This is a genomic window from Blautia glucerasea, from assembly GCF_013304385.1.
In the GTDB taxonomy this organism is placed as follows: domain Bacteria; phylum Bacillota; class Clostridia; order Lachnospirales; family Lachnospiraceae; genus Blautia_A; species Blautia_A ammoniilytica.
On sequence record NZ_JAAITU010000037.1, the window covers coordinates 25,835 to 39,898 of the forward strand.

A 14,064-nucleotide genomic window follows, 5' to 3' on the forward strand; every position below is an offset into this window, starting at 1 on the left:
TTGAAACATATTCTGCCTCGCAACTGTAAGGGTACTGAACAGTTACGTTTAATCAGAGAGTAGAAAAGAGGAAATTATGAGTTTAGTGCCATATGTCATTGAACAGACAAGCAGAGGGGAAAGAAGTTACGATATTTATTCTAGACTTTTAAAGGACAGGATCATTTTCCTGGGAGAAGAAGTGAATGATGTAAGCGCAAGCCTTGTAGTGGCTGAGCTGCTTTTCCTGGAAGCAGAAGACCCTGGAAAGGATATTCAGCTTTATATTAACAGCCCGGGAGGTTCTGTGACAGCCGGCATGGCTATTTATGATACAATGCAGTATATCAAATGTGATGTATCTACAATATGTCTTGGAATGGCTGCCAGCATGGGAGCATTTCTTCTGGCCGGAGGTACGAAAGGTAAGAGATTTGCCCTTCCAAACTCAACGATCATGATTCATCAGCCCTCAGGCGGTGCCCAGGGACAGGCTACAGAGATCCAGATCGTAGCTGATCATATTGCAAAAACGAAAAGAACCTTAAATGAGATTCTTGCTGCCAATACCGGACAGCCACTGGAGGTTGTAGAGAGGGACACTGACAGGGATAATTATATGTCAGCAGAAGAAGCCAAAGCTTATGGCCTGATCGATGGTGTTGTCATGCATAAGTAACAACATAAACAAAAGAGGACTCAAACAGGAGCTTTCTTTTGTATGTAATGATTAAGAAAAGACTCCTGAACATCAGGAGTCTTATCTTGCTTAAAAAGGAAAGACGCAGAAACTGTATTTTTTATGGGAAAGCTTCTGCAAAGAAATAGAAAGGAAATGTATTGACCCATGGCAGAGAAGATAAGAGAGGGAAAAATAAGATGTTCCTTTTGCCGTAAAACGGAGGATCAGGTAAAGAAGCTGATCGCAGGACCGGACGGCGCATATATCTGTGATGAATGCGTAGGTATCTGTGCAGAGATCATGGAAGAGGAATTTGGAGGATACGATCAAGAACTGGGATCTGAGATCAATTTGCTTAAGCCGGAAGAGATCCATGCCATTCTGGACGATTATGTGATCGGACAGGATGAAGCAAAAAAGGTTCTTTCCGTAGCAGTATATAATCATTATAAAAGAGTGACCGCATCCAGGAACCTGGATGTGGAACTGCAGAAGAGCAATATTCTTATGCTTGGACCCACCGGATCCGGTAAGACACTTCTGGCACAGACATTGGCACGGCTTTTAAATGTACCTTTTGCCATTGCAGATGCCACCACTCTTACAGAAGCCGGATATGTAGGCGAGGATGTGGAGAATATCCTTTTAAAGATTATCCAGGCAGCAGATTATGATATTGAGAGAGCTCAGTATGGCATTATTTATATTGATGAGATCGATAAGATTACAAGAAAATCAGAGAATGTTTCCATCACCAGAGATGTTTCCGGCGAAGGCGTACAGCAGGCTCTTTTGAAAATCCTGGAGGGCACAGTGGCAAGCGTTCCGCCGCAGGGAGGAAGAAAGCATCCTCATCAGGAATTTTTGCAGATTGATACTACCAATATCCTGTTCATCTGCGGTGGTGCTTTTGATGGTCTTGAAAAGATCATTGAATCCAGACAGGATACCAAAGCCATTGGTTTTGGCGCAGAAGTTACCTCTAAAGAAGAGAGGAACGTAGGTGACGTGCTTAAGGATGTTATGCCGGAAGATCTGATCAAATATGGCCTGATTCCGGAGTTTGTAGGGCGTTTGCCGGTAGTTGTTACTCTGGACAGTTTGGATGAGAAGGCTTTAATCCGTATTCTTCGCGAGCCTAAGAATTCATTGACAAAGCAGTATCACAAATTGTTTGAATTAGATGGTGTGGAACTTGATTTTAAGGAAGAAGCACTGGAAATGATGGCAAGAAGATCCATGGAGCGCCGGACAGGTGCCAGAGGTCTGCGTGCCATTATGGAGAGTACGCTGATGGATCTGATGTATCAGGCTCCTTCAGATGATACTATCCGCAAATGTATTATTACTAAAGAGGTTGTAGAGGGAACCGGCAAACCGGAGATTGTCCGGGGAGAAGCTCCGGCACAACCGGCAGGCCGTAAAAGTCCAAGAATCAAGAAAAGCGGAACCCCGGAAACAGCCTGATGAAGGGATAGACAATAGATGAGTGAACCAGTCATTATAATGCCTGCCATAGCACTTAGGGGAACTACTATTCTTCCGGGAATGGTTGTTCATTTTGATATAAGCCGCAAGCGTTCCATGAAGGCGATTGAGGCAGCAATGGTCCAGGACCAGAAGATTTTTCTGGTGACACAGAGAAATTCCAGGCAGGAAACACCAGAACTCCGGGATTTATATCAGACCGGAACGATCGCCTATGTAAAACAAGTAGTAAAGCTTCCCCAGAATCTTTTAAGGGTTCTGGTAGAAGGAACAGAAAAAGCGGACTTATTGGCCCTGGATCAGGAAGAGCCTTATCTTAAGGCTGAGGTTTCCATGATCCGGCAGGAGGAAGAAGAGCTGCAGGCACCGGTAAAGGCTGCCATGCATCGCAGCATTCATGACCTTTTCCAGCAGTATTGCCAGGACAATGGTAAGATGAGTAAGGAGATGGCAGTACGTATTCTGGATATTGCAGATGTGGAAGAACTGATCCAGCAGGTTGCTGTGAATCTGCCTCTTACTTATCAGAACAGGCAGAGATTTCTTGAAGCGTCAGGCCTTGAGGAGCAGTACGAAGTACTCGGCGCACTTCTCACCAATGAGATCGATCTTTTGGGCATTACCAAAGAACTTCAGCAGAAGCTGAAAGCCAGGGTAGATAAGAATCAGCGGGAGTACATTCTCCGGGAGCAGTTAAAGGTGATCCGGGAGGAACTGGGTGAGAATAATATTCTGGATGATGCTGAAGAATACAGGAAAAGACTAAAAGAACTGCAGGCATCAAAAGAAGTAAAAGAGAAGATCAACAAAGAAATTGACCGTTTCAAAAGTATTAATGGCAACAGTGCAGAAAGCACAGTAGAGCGCAGCTATATAGAAACACTGCTTTCCCTTCCATGGGATAAGCGGTCACAGGATTCAGAAGACCTTGAAAAGGCATGGAAGATCCTGCAAAAAGGACATTACGGATTGAAGGAAATAAAAGAGAGGATCATGGAATTTCTTTCTGTAAGAAGCCTGACCCATAAAGGTAAAAGCCCGATCCTGTGTCTGGTAGGACCTCCGGGTACCGGAAAAACCTCTATTGCCAGGTCTGTAGCAGAGGCATTGGATAAAAAATATGTGAGGATCTGTCTGGGCGGTGTACGTGATGAGGCAGAGATCCGGGGACACAGGAAAACCTACGTGGGAGCAATGCCTGGAAGGGTGACTGCAGCTCTTGCACAGGCTGGTGTAAGCAATCCGCTGATCCTGCTTGATGAGATTGACAAGACCAGCAGTGATTACAAGGGAGATACATCATCAGCACTTCTCGAGGTTCTTGATCCTGAACAGAACAGCAGATTTATTGACCATTATGTAGAGATCCCTCAGGATCTTTCAGAGGTTCTTTTTATTGCAACTGCGAATGATCTGCAAGGCATTCCAAGACCGCTTCTTGACCGTATGGAGATTTTGGATATTTCCGGTTATACAGAAAATGAAAAAGAGCATATTGCCAAAGAGCATCTTATTCCAAAGCAGATGGAAATCAATGGCATCAGTAAGGACATGCTTACCATACAGGGCAGCGCTGTCCGTAAGATGATTAATAATTATACAAAAGAAGCAGGTGTACGTTCCCTGGAGCGGTGTATTGGCAGGATCTGCAGAAAGACTGCAAGAGCCATTATGGAACAGGGAAAGGATAAGATACGTGTAACCGGGAAGAATCTTTCAGAGTACCTTGGAAAAGAAAGATATGATTACCTGATGGCAAATAAAAAAGATGAAATTGGTATTGCACGTGGACTGGCATGGACTCAGGTGGGTGGCGACACACTTCAGATCGAAGTAAATGTAATGCCGGGAAAAGGGGAACTTCTTCTTACCGGTCAGCTGGGAGATGTAATGAAAGAATCTGCACAGGCTGGTATCAGCTATATTCGTTCTGTAGCCGGGAAATATGGGATCCTTCCTGAATTTTTCAGGGAAAACGACATTCATGTACATATCCCGGAGGGCGCTGTACCAAAGGATGGACCTTCAGCCGGCATTACCATGGCCACTGCTATTTTGTCAGCTGTGATCCAGGTTCCTGTACGGGCTGAGGTAGCTATGACAGGAGAGATCACTCTGAGAGGAAGAGTCCTTCCTATCGGAGGTCTGAAAGAAAAGCTTCTGGCAGCAAAATACGCAGGGATCAAAGAAGTCCTGGTTCCAAAGGAAAATAAAAGGGATGTCCAGGAAATGGATAAAGAGATCACGAAAGATCTGAAAATCTGTTATGTGGAAACAATGGGACAGGTTCTGGAGCATGCCCTTTCTTCCGGAAAAAAATAAAGGCTTTGCATAAAAAGGCGGTTCCATGGCAGCAAAGGAGATTATTACATGGTAATTAAAAATGTTTCATTAGATATTGTGTGCGGGATCACCAGTAAACTTCCGGATACAGGAAGACCGGAAGTGGCATTTGCAGGAAAGTCCAACGTAGGAAAGTCCTCACTGATCAACAGTCTGGTGAACCGAAAGGCTCTTGCAAGGACAAGTGCGCAGCCAGGCAAGACTCAGACCATTAATTTCTACAATATAAACGAAAGTATTTATCTTGTAGATCTTCCAGGATACGGATATGCGAAGGTTCCCCAATCTGAAAAAGAAAAATGGGGAAAGATGATCGAAAGGTATCTTCATACTTCAAAAGTATTGAAAGCAGTATTTCTGCTGGTGGATATCCGACATGATCCTTCTGCAAATGATAAGATGATGTATGATTGGGTGGTACATAACGGCTACAATCCTATTATCATTGCAACCAAAATGGACAAATTAAAGCGCAGCCAGATACAGAAAAATCTTAAAGCGATCAAAACCGGGTTGAATCTCCGGCCTGGAAGCATTATGATCCCATTTTCTGCTGAGACAAAGCAAGGAAGAGATGAAATCTGGGCATTGATCGATGAATTGACCGGACAGATTCCGGCAGTTACTGAGCAGACCAACTTACAGGAGAAATAATATGGGAATAATTAAGGCGTTCAAGCTGGGATTTGACTATTTCAAGTATGACGAAGACGGCAATGTGCAGGAAATGCAGAGAGCCGTCGATGATATAAACCTGGACATTGAAGCCGGGAGCTTTGTGGCTATCCTGGGACATAACGGTTCTGGGAAGTCCACACTGGCAAAGCAATTAAATGCACTGCTCCTTCCTTCCGAGGGGACGATCTGGGTGGATGATATGGATACATCCAAGGAGCAGGAATTGTGGAAGATCCGCCAGAAAGCAGGAATGGTTTTTCAGAATCCGGACAATCAGATCATTGGAACTGTTGTTGAGGAGGACGTAGGCTTTGGCCCTGAAAATATGGGTGTGCCTACAGAGGATATCTGGAAACGTGTGGGTGACAGTCTGAGAAAAACAGGGATGACAGCATACCGCCACCATTCACCTAACAAGCTTTCCGGAGGACAGAAGCAGAGAGTTGCCATTGCAGGTGTAATGGCCATGCGACCTCAGTGCATTGTTCTGGATGAGCCCACAGCTATGTTGGACCCGAATGGCAGGCATGAGGTTCTGGAAGCAGTTTCCGAACTGAATAAGAAAGAAAATGTGACAGTGATTCTGATCACTCACTATATGGAAGAAGTCATCCATGCGGACAAGGTTTATGTAATGGACAGCGGTAAGATTGTTATGCAGGGAACTCCAAGGGAGATCTTTTCACAGGTGGAAAGACTGAAGGAATACAGACTGGATGTTCCCCAGGTAACTTTGCTGGCTCATGAACTTCATGAGGCTGGTGTGGATATCCCGGAGGGAATACTGACAACAGAGGAATTGGTGAGTGCATTATGTCAATAGAACTTAAGAATGTTACCTATACGTACAGCCCGGAAACGGCTTATGAGATACATGCATTAAAAAATATTAACCTTGTGATCCCAGATGGACAGTTTATGGGGATCATTGGCCATACAGGCAGTGGAAAATCCACATTGATCCAGCATTTCAATGCGCTGATCCGTCCTACCTCAGGCACGATCCTTTATAATGGAGAGGATATATGGGAAGAAAAATATGACCGCAGAAAGCTGCGAAGTGAGGTTGGGCTGGTATTCCAGTATCCAGAGCATCAGCTTTTTGAAAGTGATGTTTTATCCGATGTATGCTTTGGACCTATGAATCAGGGACTGAGCCGGGAGGAGGCTGAGAAAGAAGCCAGAAAAGCTCTTGCCCATGTTGGATTTAAAGAAGAGTATTTCAGTAAATCACCCTTTGAACTTTCCGGAGGACAGAAAAAAAGAGTTGCCATTGCAGGTGTGTTGGCAATGAATCCAAAGATCCTGATTCTTGATGAGCCTACTGCAGGATTGGATCCTAAAGGCCGTGATGATATCCTGGATCAGATCCAGCTCCTTCATAAAATGCGCGGTATCACCATTATCCTTGTATCTCACAGTATGGAAGATATTGCCAAGTATGTGGAACGGCTGGTGGTTATGAATCATGGTGAAGCTGTATTTGATGACACACCAAGAAAGGTATTTTCCCATTATCAGGAACTGGAAAAAATGGGGCTGGCAGCTCCGCAGATCACTTATATTATGCATGCCCTGAAGGAAAAAGGGCTGGATGTGGATGTAAATGCCATCACTGTGGAAGAAGCAAAAGACAGCATTCTGAAAGCACTGAAGAAGGGAGGAAAGGCAGATGATTAGAGATATTACCATTGGCCAGTATTATCCTGCCGATTCTCTGATTCATAAGCTGGATCCAAGAACTAAGCTTTTGGGTACATTGATGTTTATTGTTTCAGTGTTTGCTTTTCATACATTTTGGGGATATTTGGTTGCTACAGTATTTCTGGGCAGCGTGATCCTGATTTCCAAGGTACCTGTTAAGTTTATTTTTAAAGGCCTGAAAGCGATTTTTGTACTTTTGTTATTTACTATTGTTTTTAATATTATCCTTACACCAGGCGAAGTGTTATGGCGTTGGGGATTTATTAAGGTGACAAAAGAAGGTCTGGTGCTGGCAGGGAGAATGGCTATACGTCTGATCTATCTGGTGATCGGATCTTCCATTATGACTCTTACCACAACACCCAATCAGCTTACCGATGGATTAGAACGTCAGCTTCGTCCTTTGAATAAGATCCATGTTCCGGTTCACGAGATTGCAATGATGATGTCCATTGCACTGCGATTTATTCCTATTTTGCTGGAAGAGACAGATAAGATCATGAAAGCGCAGATTGCAAGAGGAGCAGACTTTGAAAACGGAAATCTGATACAGAAAGCAAAGAATATGGTTCCGCTGCTTGTTCCGTTGTTTATTTCAGCTTTTCGTCGTGCCAATGATCTGGCAATGGCCATGGAAGCAAGGTGCTATCATGGCGGAGATGACAGGACACAGATGAAACCTTTGAAATATGCAGGCAGGGATTATGCAGCCTATGGGATTCTGACCGGATATCTGGCAATTGCAATCCTGTTTCGGGTAGTGGGGATATAAAATATGAAAAGAATCGGACTTGTAGTAGCGTACGATGGAACCAATTACAGTGGATGGCAGGTGCAGCCAAATGGGATTACAGTACAAAGCGTTTTGAATGAAACCTTATCCCAGTTGCTGGGAGAACAGATTGAGACCATTGGAGCCAGCCGTACAGATGCAGGGGTGCATGCAATGGGAAATGTGGCTGTGTTTGATACTGAGACACGGATTCCGGGCGAAAAGATTTCTTATGCTCTGAATCAGAGGCTTCCGGAGGATATCCGCATCCAGCTTTCTGAAGAAGTGGATCCGGATTTTCATCCCAGGTATTGTGACAGCGAAAAGACTTATCAGTACCGGATCCTTAATCGCAAATTTCCTGTACCTACAGAACGGCTGTATTCATATTTTTACCATTACAAGCTGGATGTGGATAAGATGAGAGAAGCCACTTCTTTTCTCATCGGACGTCATGATTTTGCCAGCTTTTGCGGGGCGAAGGCCCAGGTAAAGACAACCATTCGTACCATTACAGGAATGGACGTATGGCGAGACGGAGATGTGGTAACGATCCAGGTAACCGGAACCGGATTTCTTTACAATATGGTAAGGATCATTTCCGGTACATTGATCGAGATCGGCAATGGTCAGTATCCACCAGAGAAGATCAAGGATATCCTGGATGCCTGTGACAGGGAGGCAGCAGGGCCTACCGCACCGGCAAAAGGCCTGACTCTTATGGGAATCCAGTTTTTTGATTGATTTTTGCTTATATTTTATGCATATTTTTGTATCCATAAGGCGAAAAAGTAGTTGACATACTGCTGCCGGTATAATATAATTACTCAATGTGACGTAGTGCGAAGATACTTAAGCCAATAGCCCCGGCGACAGTATTTATCAGCGGTTTCGGACATTTCCGCAGTTTTTTGCATGTACGTTCAGGATTATAAATATTTGCGGGATACCGCAGTTTGACAAACAATCGTTGATAAATAGCAGGAGGTAAAACCATGCAGACTTATATGGCTAATCCAGATAAAATCGAAAGAAAATGGTATGTAGTTGACGCTGCTGGATGCACCCTTGGCCGTCTGGCTTCCGGTGTTGCAAGCGTTTTAAGAGGAAAGAATAAACCACAGTTTACACCTCACGTAGACACAGGTGATTATGTGATCATCATCAATGCTGACAAGATCAAAGTTACAGGTAAGAAGCTTGATCAGAAAGTTTATTACAACCACTCTGATTATGTTGGCGGCATGAGAGAGACTACATTAAAAGAAATGATGGCTAAAAAACCGGAGAAGGTTGTTGAGCTGGCAGTGAAAGGAATGCTTCCTAAGGGACCTCTTGGAAGAACCATGTACAAGAAACTTTTCGTTTATGCGGGATCTGAACACAAACATGAGGCTCAGAAACCGGAAGTTTTAACATTTTAATGAGGAGGTAGAAAACATTGGCTAGCGCAAAATTCTACGGAACAGGAAGAAGAAAAAAATCAGTTGCAAGAGTTTATCTGGTACCTGGAACCGGTAAAATCACTATTAATAAAAGAGACATTGATGAATATTTTGGATTAGATACACTGAAAGTTATCGTTCGTCAGCCACTGGTTGCTACAGAAACAGAAGGCAAGTTTGATGTACTTGTTAATGTTCATGGTGGTGGATACACAGGACAGGCTGGTGCGATCCGTCATGGTGTTGCAAGAGCCCTTCTTGAGGCAGACAACGAGTACAGACCAGTTCTTAAAGCTGCTGGATTCCTTACACGTGATCCACGTATGAAAGAGCGTAAGAAATACGGTCTCAAAGCCGCTCGTCGCGCTCCGCAGTTCAGCAAGCGATAATTTCAGTTCTCAAAGAGATAATCAAAAGAACGATCAAAACGTATACAAAACCTCAGAAACCTTGTGCTTCTGGGGTTTTTCTTTACCCATGCATCCCAGTGAGATGCTCAGAAACGTGGTGGAACTTTGTGGATATGTAGCGCGTATGCATCATGTATGCAGCAAAAATCACAGCAACTATGTGGTCGGATTTTTGATGAAACAGAGAGGTATAAGAAAAGCAGATACGAGTAAGATTTTTATACTCCTGATATCTGCTTTTTTCTGTTTATATACCTTCCTCTCCATTTTCTCTATCCTCCACAATTTTGCTTACGGCATCAATCAAGATCCGAACATCAAGATGCGTGTAGACACGTTCTGTAAGAGTCATTGCTCCGGAATGTCCGACAATCTTCCAGATGGACATTTTCTTTCTTAAGATCCAGAAATTCTCTGATACGGCAGCCGTTGTAGAGAAGCATCAGAACAATCTGATAATAGGGATCCTCCTGCATGGTCCATACACGTTCAACTTCTTCTTTGCTGAATTTGTTGCGGTCAAGTTTGTTTGGATTACGATCCTTATATTTTGCAACATCGACATACGTAGAATAATCTTTGTTGCAGATATCATATTTCAAAGCATATCCGATGATAATATAATTCTGTTTCTTTGTCCCTTTTTCCGGATCAAGTATATATCCGTCTGTTTTTCTTACAACCCAGGGATTTCGTCTTTTCCCTGACATTTTGGTTACACTTCCATAACCATTTGGTAATTTCATAAATAATAGCCTCCTTCTTATCGCATACAGCGATTCTTGGGAGCCTAAAATCCAAACTGTTCATCTAATAAAGCGTTTCTTCTTTTGATTCGCTCATCTTCTGTCAATTCCTTGACTTCCTTTTCTAAAAGCGTTGTGCTGGCATAATAGGCGGGCGTTTCACATCAATGGAAAAGCCTAATTCTTTCAACTGATCTAAATAGAAGAGAAACTGCATCACATATGATACTGCTGTCAGAGTGCCAATAACTTGGCCACGAAAGTCATCTTGGACAAATATTTGGATTGTTGTAATTGTCTTGATGTTGATAGCTACGCTTGTCCAACCAGCGATAAACTTAAGTATGCAAAAAGCCATAACTGTGAGGATATCCCTTTACTGGAATTAAGACGTTATAACCGCAAGACAAAATGGTTCTTGTGATAATCGAGGAGACCATCCTTTTTCATCTTTCCAAGCTCCAGCGACAGTCCGCTACGCTCAACGCCAAGATAATCCGCAAGCTGCTGTCTTGAAAAAGGAATGTCAAATTCGTATTTTCCGAGTCGCTGTGCTTCTGCGGAAAGGTAGGACATGATCTTTGCCCGCGTGGTACGCTGTCCCATATGCGTGAGTTTTTCGTTAAACCGCAGATTTTTCTCGGCAAGTTCACTGAGAAGATTTCGGATTACTCGGCTGTGATGTGAGCATGCAGACGGGCACACATTTAGGATGCGCTTTACATTCAAAAACATTACGGTGACAGGCGTTTCCGCTATGACGCTTACATTCAGTCTGGAACCTGGAGCGCAGGCATAGACGGCAGCAAAGGTCTGTCCCGGTCCGGATTTTGAAAGGATATTCCAGTTTCCCCAAATATCCTCCTGTATAATCAGTACACTTCCCGACAGCACAATACCGATCGAACCTACCGTATCACCGGCGCGCAGCACAAAAGCTTTCTTTGGAAAATCCTCTTTTCTTGTGCCAAGACAGGACAGCATGGATGTAAGCTCATTCTCGGAAATGCCGGAGAAAAGCTGAGATGACCGAAGAATGGATAAAAAATCTTTCATAAAAATCCTCTCTCGTTGAAAATTCAACCGACTTGTTGATTGTATTATAGTATAGTATGCTTAAAAAAGCAAGGAGGCACGATTATGAAAAGAAGAATTATTGAGATCGATCAAGATAAATGCAACGGCTGCGGTGCCTGTGCTGCCGCTTGCCACGAGGGCGCTATCACCATGGTGGACGGCAAGGCAAAGCTGATGCGGGACGATTACTGTGACGGTTTGGGTGACTGTCTGCCCACTTGTCCCACCGAGGCGATCTCCTTTGTGGAACGTGAAGCTGCTGCATATGATGAACAGGCGGTACTCGCCAATAAACAGAAAAAGATGCAGCAGGAGGGGATGCACCTTCACGGTGGCTGCCCCGGAACACGGATGAAAACCATGCAGCACACAGAGCCGTCCGGCGCTACGGCTACTCCCGCCCAGGTGCAAAGCCGTCTTTCCCAGTGGCCGATACAAATCAAGCTGGTTCCCGTGAATGCGCCTTATTTTGGCGGTGCAAAGCTGCTTATTGCTGCCGACTGCACAGCTTACGCCTATGCCGCTTTCCACGAGCGGTTCATTAAGGGACATATCACTTTGGTGGGCTGCCCGAAGCTCGACAGCGTGGACTATTCCGAAAAACTCACCGAGATCATTCGCAATAACGACATCAAGAGCGTAACCATCGTGCGCATGGAGGTTCCCTGCTGCGGTGGACTGGAGTATGCAGCGAAAACCGCTTTGCAGAACAGTGGAAAATTCATTCCGTGGCAGGTTATGACTATTTCCACGGACGGAAATATACTTGATTAAAGAAAGAGAGGCTTTCAAGATGGATAACAAGATGTTTTGCTTTCAGTGTGAACAGACAGTGGGCTGCACCGGCTGCACCGGGAAGGCCGGTGTCTGCGGCAAGACCGCCGATGTGGCGAAACTTCAGGACGAGCTGACGAGCGCACTCATCGGGCTGGCCAGAGCCACAGACGGCGATACCCCGGTCAACGCCGACACATGGCGGCTGATGATCACGGGGCTGTTCACCACCGTCACCAATGTGAACTTCAACGAAAAGACAATCCGCGAGCTGATCGACCGTGTACACGCGGAAAAGGAACGGCTGGTACCAAACTGCTCCAGCTGCGGCTCTCGTTGTGGGCGGAATGATGATTACGATATGAATTTGCTCTGGAACGCGCAGGAAGATGTGCGCAGTCTCAAGTCACTCATTCTTTTCGGGGTGCGGGGCATGGCAGCCTATGCCCATCACGCCATGGTGCTGGGCTATGCCGATGAAGCCGTGAATCGCTTCTTCGCTAAGGCGCTCTTTGCCATTGGCGAGGATTGGGACATGGACGAGCTGCTGCCTATCGTGATGGAGGTTGGTGAGAAAAATCTCAAGTGCATGGCACTTCTGGACAAAGCCAACACCGAAAGCTATGGAACGCCCACGCCTGTTACCGTACCCCTGACAGTGGAAAAGGGGCCGTTCATCGTCATCTCCGGACATGACCTCCACGATCTCAAGCTCCTTCTGGAGCAGACCGAGGGCAAGGACGTCAACATCTACACTCACGGCGAAATGCTTCCCGCTCACGGCTATCCTGAGCTGAAAAAGTATTCCCACCTCAAGGGCAATTTCGGCACAGCATGGCAGAACCAACAGAAGGAATTTGCGGAGCTTCCCGCGCCGGTGCTGTTCACCACCAACTGTCTGATGCCGCCAAAAGCAAGCTATGCTGACCGTGTGTTCACCACGGCGGTGGTATCTTACCCCGAAATGATGCACATCGGAGAGGACAGGGACTTTACCCCGGTGATTGAGAAGGCTTTGGAACTGGGCGGTTACTCCGAGGACAAGCCTTTCACCGGCATTAACGGCGGCAACGCGGTCCTGACTGGTTTTGCCCGCAGCACAGTGCTTGGCGTGGCAGATCGGGTCATCGAGGCTGTCAAGTCCGGCGCAATCCGGCATTTCTTCTTGGTTGCCGGTTGCGACGGTGCACGCCCCGGCCGCAACTACTATACAGAGTTTGTCAAGCAGACGCCTGCCGATACCGTAGTGCTGACCCTTGCCTGCGGCAAATACCGTTTCAACGACCTTGACCTCGGCACCATCGGCGGTCTGCCCCGTCTGATGGATGTCGGACAGTGCAACGACGCTTACAGCGCTATTCAGATTGCCATTGCCCTTGCCGATGCTTTCGGTTGCGGTGTAAACGATCTGCCGCTGTCTATGGTGCTCTCTTGGTACGAGCAAAAAGCTGTGTGCATCCTGCTGACGCTGCTGTACTTGGGGATCAAGAATATCCGCCTTGGCCCCACGCTGCCGGCGTTCGTTTCGCCCAATGTGCTGAACTATCTCGTAGAGAACTTCGGAATTGCCCCCATCACTACGCCGGAAGAGGATCTGAAGCATCTCCTCAAATAACATCGCTGTTCAGGGCATATACGGGTAAGTACTACTTGCTCCTCGTCTCCGTCTTTTGCCCAGTAGCCAAGCGGTTAACGGTTTATATTGACCCTTTTCTTAATAACTGCGCTGGTGACACAGCAAGACCGTTACAATCGGCCTTGCGGCGCGGAACGGCGGCCTTGAAATACTACATTTCAAGCCGCCGCAGACTGTAGACAAAGCCCTGCTTTTGCAGGGTTTTGCTATTGTTGGAACCACTTTTCTGATATAATAAATATCAGAAGGGCGGTGTTTTTTATGATGACGAAAAGTACAGATAAAAAAAGAGAACAAATGATGATGTTTTCCATGGATGACATGGTACCT

At 45.5% G+C, this 14,064-nt stretch carries 15 protein-coding genes; 12 read left to right on the top strand and 3 right to left on the bottom strand.

The window, feature by feature from the left end; translation table 11 throughout:
- Nucleotides 1–76 precede the first annotated feature (76 nt).
- The 10 genes from clpP to rpsI all read left to right on the top strand — a co-directional run bounded on the left by clpP (nucleotide 77) and on the right by rpsI (nucleotide 9,480).
- Nucleotides 77–658 carry an ATP-dependent Clp endopeptidase proteolytic subunit ClpP gene (gene clpP / locus G5B11_RS13735; protein ID WP_173728671.1) on the top strand — a complete coding sequence of 194 codons (582 nt, stop codon included), beginning with the start codon at nucleotides 77–79 and terminating at the stop codon, nucleotides 656–658.
- A gap of 168 nt (nucleotides 659–826) precedes the next feature.
- Complete coding sequence (clpX, locus tag G5B11_RS13740) at nucleotides 827–2,128, top strand: ATP-dependent Clp protease ATP-binding subunit ClpX (RefSeq protein ID WP_173728673.1); 1,302 nt, start codon at nucleotides 827–829, stop codon at nucleotides 2,126–2,128.
- Nucleotides 2,129–2,146: 18 nt separating this feature from the next.
- On the top strand, nucleotides 2,147–4,471 hold the full coding sequence (lon, locus tag G5B11_RS13745; protein ID WP_173728675.1) for an endopeptidase La: 2,325 nt from the start codon (nucleotides 2,147–2,149) through the stop codon (nucleotides 4,469–4,471).
- A 48-nt stretch (nucleotides 4,472–4,519) separates the two neighbouring features.
- Nucleotides 4,520–5,146, top strand: coding sequence for a ribosome biogenesis GTP-binding protein YihA/YsxC (gene yihA, locus G5B11_RS13750; protein ID WP_158420898.1), 627 nt, complete (start codon nucleotides 4,520–4,522; stop codon nucleotides 5,144–5,146).
- 1 nt (nucleotide 5,147) lies between these two features.
- Nucleotides 5,148–5,993 (top strand): energy-coupling factor transporter ATPase, encoded by an 846-nt coding sequence (locus G5B11_RS13755; RefSeq protein ID WP_158420897.1) that lies wholly within the window; start codon nucleotides 5,148–5,150, stop codon nucleotides 5,991–5,993.
- Entirely contained in the window at nucleotides 5,984–6,850 is an 867-nt protein-coding gene (locus G5B11_RS13760; RefSeq protein WP_158420896.1) for an energy-coupling factor transporter ATPase, read from the top strand. The genes G5B11_RS13755 and G5B11_RS13760 overlap by 10 nt, the downstream gene beginning before the upstream one ends.
- A complete protein-coding gene (locus G5B11_RS13765; protein WP_158420895.1) occupies nucleotides 6,843–7,646 on the top strand; it encodes an energy-coupling factor transporter transmembrane component T family protein in 804 nt (267 codons plus the stop codon). Before G5B11_RS13760 ends, G5B11_RS13765 begins: the two co-directional genes overlap by 8 nt.
- 3 nt (nucleotides 7,647–7,649) lie before the next feature.
- Nucleotides 7,650–8,390 (top strand): tRNA pseudouridine(38-40) synthase TruA, encoded by a 741-nt coding sequence (gene truA / locus G5B11_RS13770; protein WP_158420894.1) that lies wholly within the window; start codon nucleotides 7,650–7,652, stop codon nucleotides 8,388–8,390.
- Between the two features lie 251 nt (nucleotides 8,391–8,641).
- Nucleotides 8,642–9,070 carry a 50S ribosomal protein L13 gene (gene rplM / locus G5B11_RS13775; RefSeq protein ID WP_158420893.1) on the top strand — a complete coding sequence of 143 codons (429 nt, stop codon included), beginning with the start codon at nucleotides 8,642–8,644 and terminating at the stop codon, nucleotides 9,068–9,070.
- A 17-nt stretch (nucleotides 9,071–9,087) separates the two neighbouring features.
- Complete coding sequence (gene rpsI / locus G5B11_RS13780) at nucleotides 9,088–9,480, top strand: 30S ribosomal protein S9 (protein ID WP_158420892.1); 393 nt, start codon at nucleotides 9,088–9,090, stop codon at nucleotides 9,478–9,480.
- Between the two features lie 338 nt (nucleotides 9,481–9,818).
- Here rpsI and G5B11_RS13785 read toward each other — a convergent pair whose 3' ends face one another.
- Complete coding sequence (locus G5B11_RS13785; RefSeq protein WP_244093017.1) at nucleotides 9,819–10,247, bottom strand: hypothetical protein; 429 nt, start codon at nucleotides 10,245–10,247, stop codon at nucleotides 9,819–9,821.
- A gap of 393 nt (nucleotides 10,248–10,640) precedes the next feature.
- Nucleotides 10,641–11,303 carry a Crp/Fnr family transcriptional regulator gene (locus G5B11_RS13790; protein WP_173728677.1) on the bottom strand — a complete coding sequence of 221 codons (663 nt, stop codon included), beginning with the start codon at nucleotides 11,301–11,303 and terminating at the stop codon, nucleotides 10,641–10,643.
- An 84-nt stretch (nucleotides 11,304–11,387) separates the two neighbouring features.
- Between G5B11_RS13790 and G5B11_RS13795 the strand changes: the two genes are divergently transcribed.
- Entirely contained in the window at nucleotides 11,388–12,098 is a 711-nt protein-coding gene (locus G5B11_RS13795) for an ATP-binding protein (RefSeq protein ID WP_173728679.1), read from the top strand.
- A gap of 19 nt (nucleotides 12,099–12,117) precedes the next feature.
- Entirely contained in the window at nucleotides 12,118–13,713 is a 1,596-nt protein-coding gene (gene hcp, locus G5B11_RS13800; RefSeq protein WP_173728681.1) for a hydroxylamine reductase, read from the top strand.
- A gap of 99 nt (nucleotides 13,714–13,812) precedes the next feature.
- Here the strand turns inward: hcp and G5B11_RS18975 are convergent.
- The coding region (locus G5B11_RS18975; protein WP_207719314.1) for a hypothetical protein at nucleotides 13,813–14,064 on the bottom strand (252 nt) is incomplete at its 5' end.

Bases quoted from the DNA above. Each gene is read 5' to 3' on its own strand.
- G5B11_RS13785 (WP_244093017.1), bottom strand. From the start codon at position 10,247: ATGAAATTACCAAATGGTTATGGAAGTGTAACCAAAATGTCAGGGAAA.
- truA (WP_158420894.1), top strand. From the start codon at position 7,650: ATGAAAAGAATCGGACTTGTAGTAGCGTACGATGGAACCAATTACAGT.
- G5B11_RS13755 (WP_158420897.1), top strand. From the start codon at position 5,148: ATGGGAATAATTAAGGCGTTCAAGCTGGGATTTGACTATTTCAAGTAT.
- clpX (WP_173728673.1), top strand. From the start codon at position 827: ATGGCAGAGAAGATAAGAGAGGGAAAAATAAGATGTTCCTTTTGCCGT.
- hcp (WP_173728681.1), top strand. From the start codon at position 12,118: ATGGATAACAAGATGTTTTGCTTTCAGTGTGAACAGACAGTGGGCTGC.
- G5B11_RS13760 (WP_158420896.1), top strand. From the start codon at position 5,984: ATGTCAATAGAACTTAAGAATGTTACCTATACGTACAGCCCGGAAACG.
- rplM (WP_158420893.1), top strand. From the start codon at position 8,642: ATGCAGACTTATATGGCTAATCCAGATAAAATCGAAAGAAAATGGTAT.
- G5B11_RS13795 (WP_173728679.1), top strand. From the start codon at position 11,388: ATGAAAAGAAGAATTATTGAGATCGATCAAGATAAATGCAACGGCTGC.
- yihA (WP_158420898.1), top strand. From the start codon at position 4,520: ATGGTAATTAAAAATGTTTCATTAGATATTGTGTGCGGGATCACCAGT.
- lon (WP_173728675.1), top strand. From the start codon at position 2,147: ATGAGTGAACCAGTCATTATAATGCCTGCCATAGCACTTAGGGGAACT.
- G5B11_RS13765 (WP_158420895.1), top strand. From the start codon at position 6,843: ATGATTAGAGATATTACCATTGGCCAGTATTATCCTGCCGATTCTCTG.
- clpP (WP_173728671.1), top strand. From the start codon at position 77: ATGAGTTTAGTGCCATATGTCATTGAACAGACAAGCAGAGGGGAAAGA.
- G5B11_RS13790 (WP_173728677.1), bottom strand. From the start codon at position 11,303: ATGAAAGATTTTTTATCCATTCTTCGGTCATCTCAGCTTTTCTCCGGC.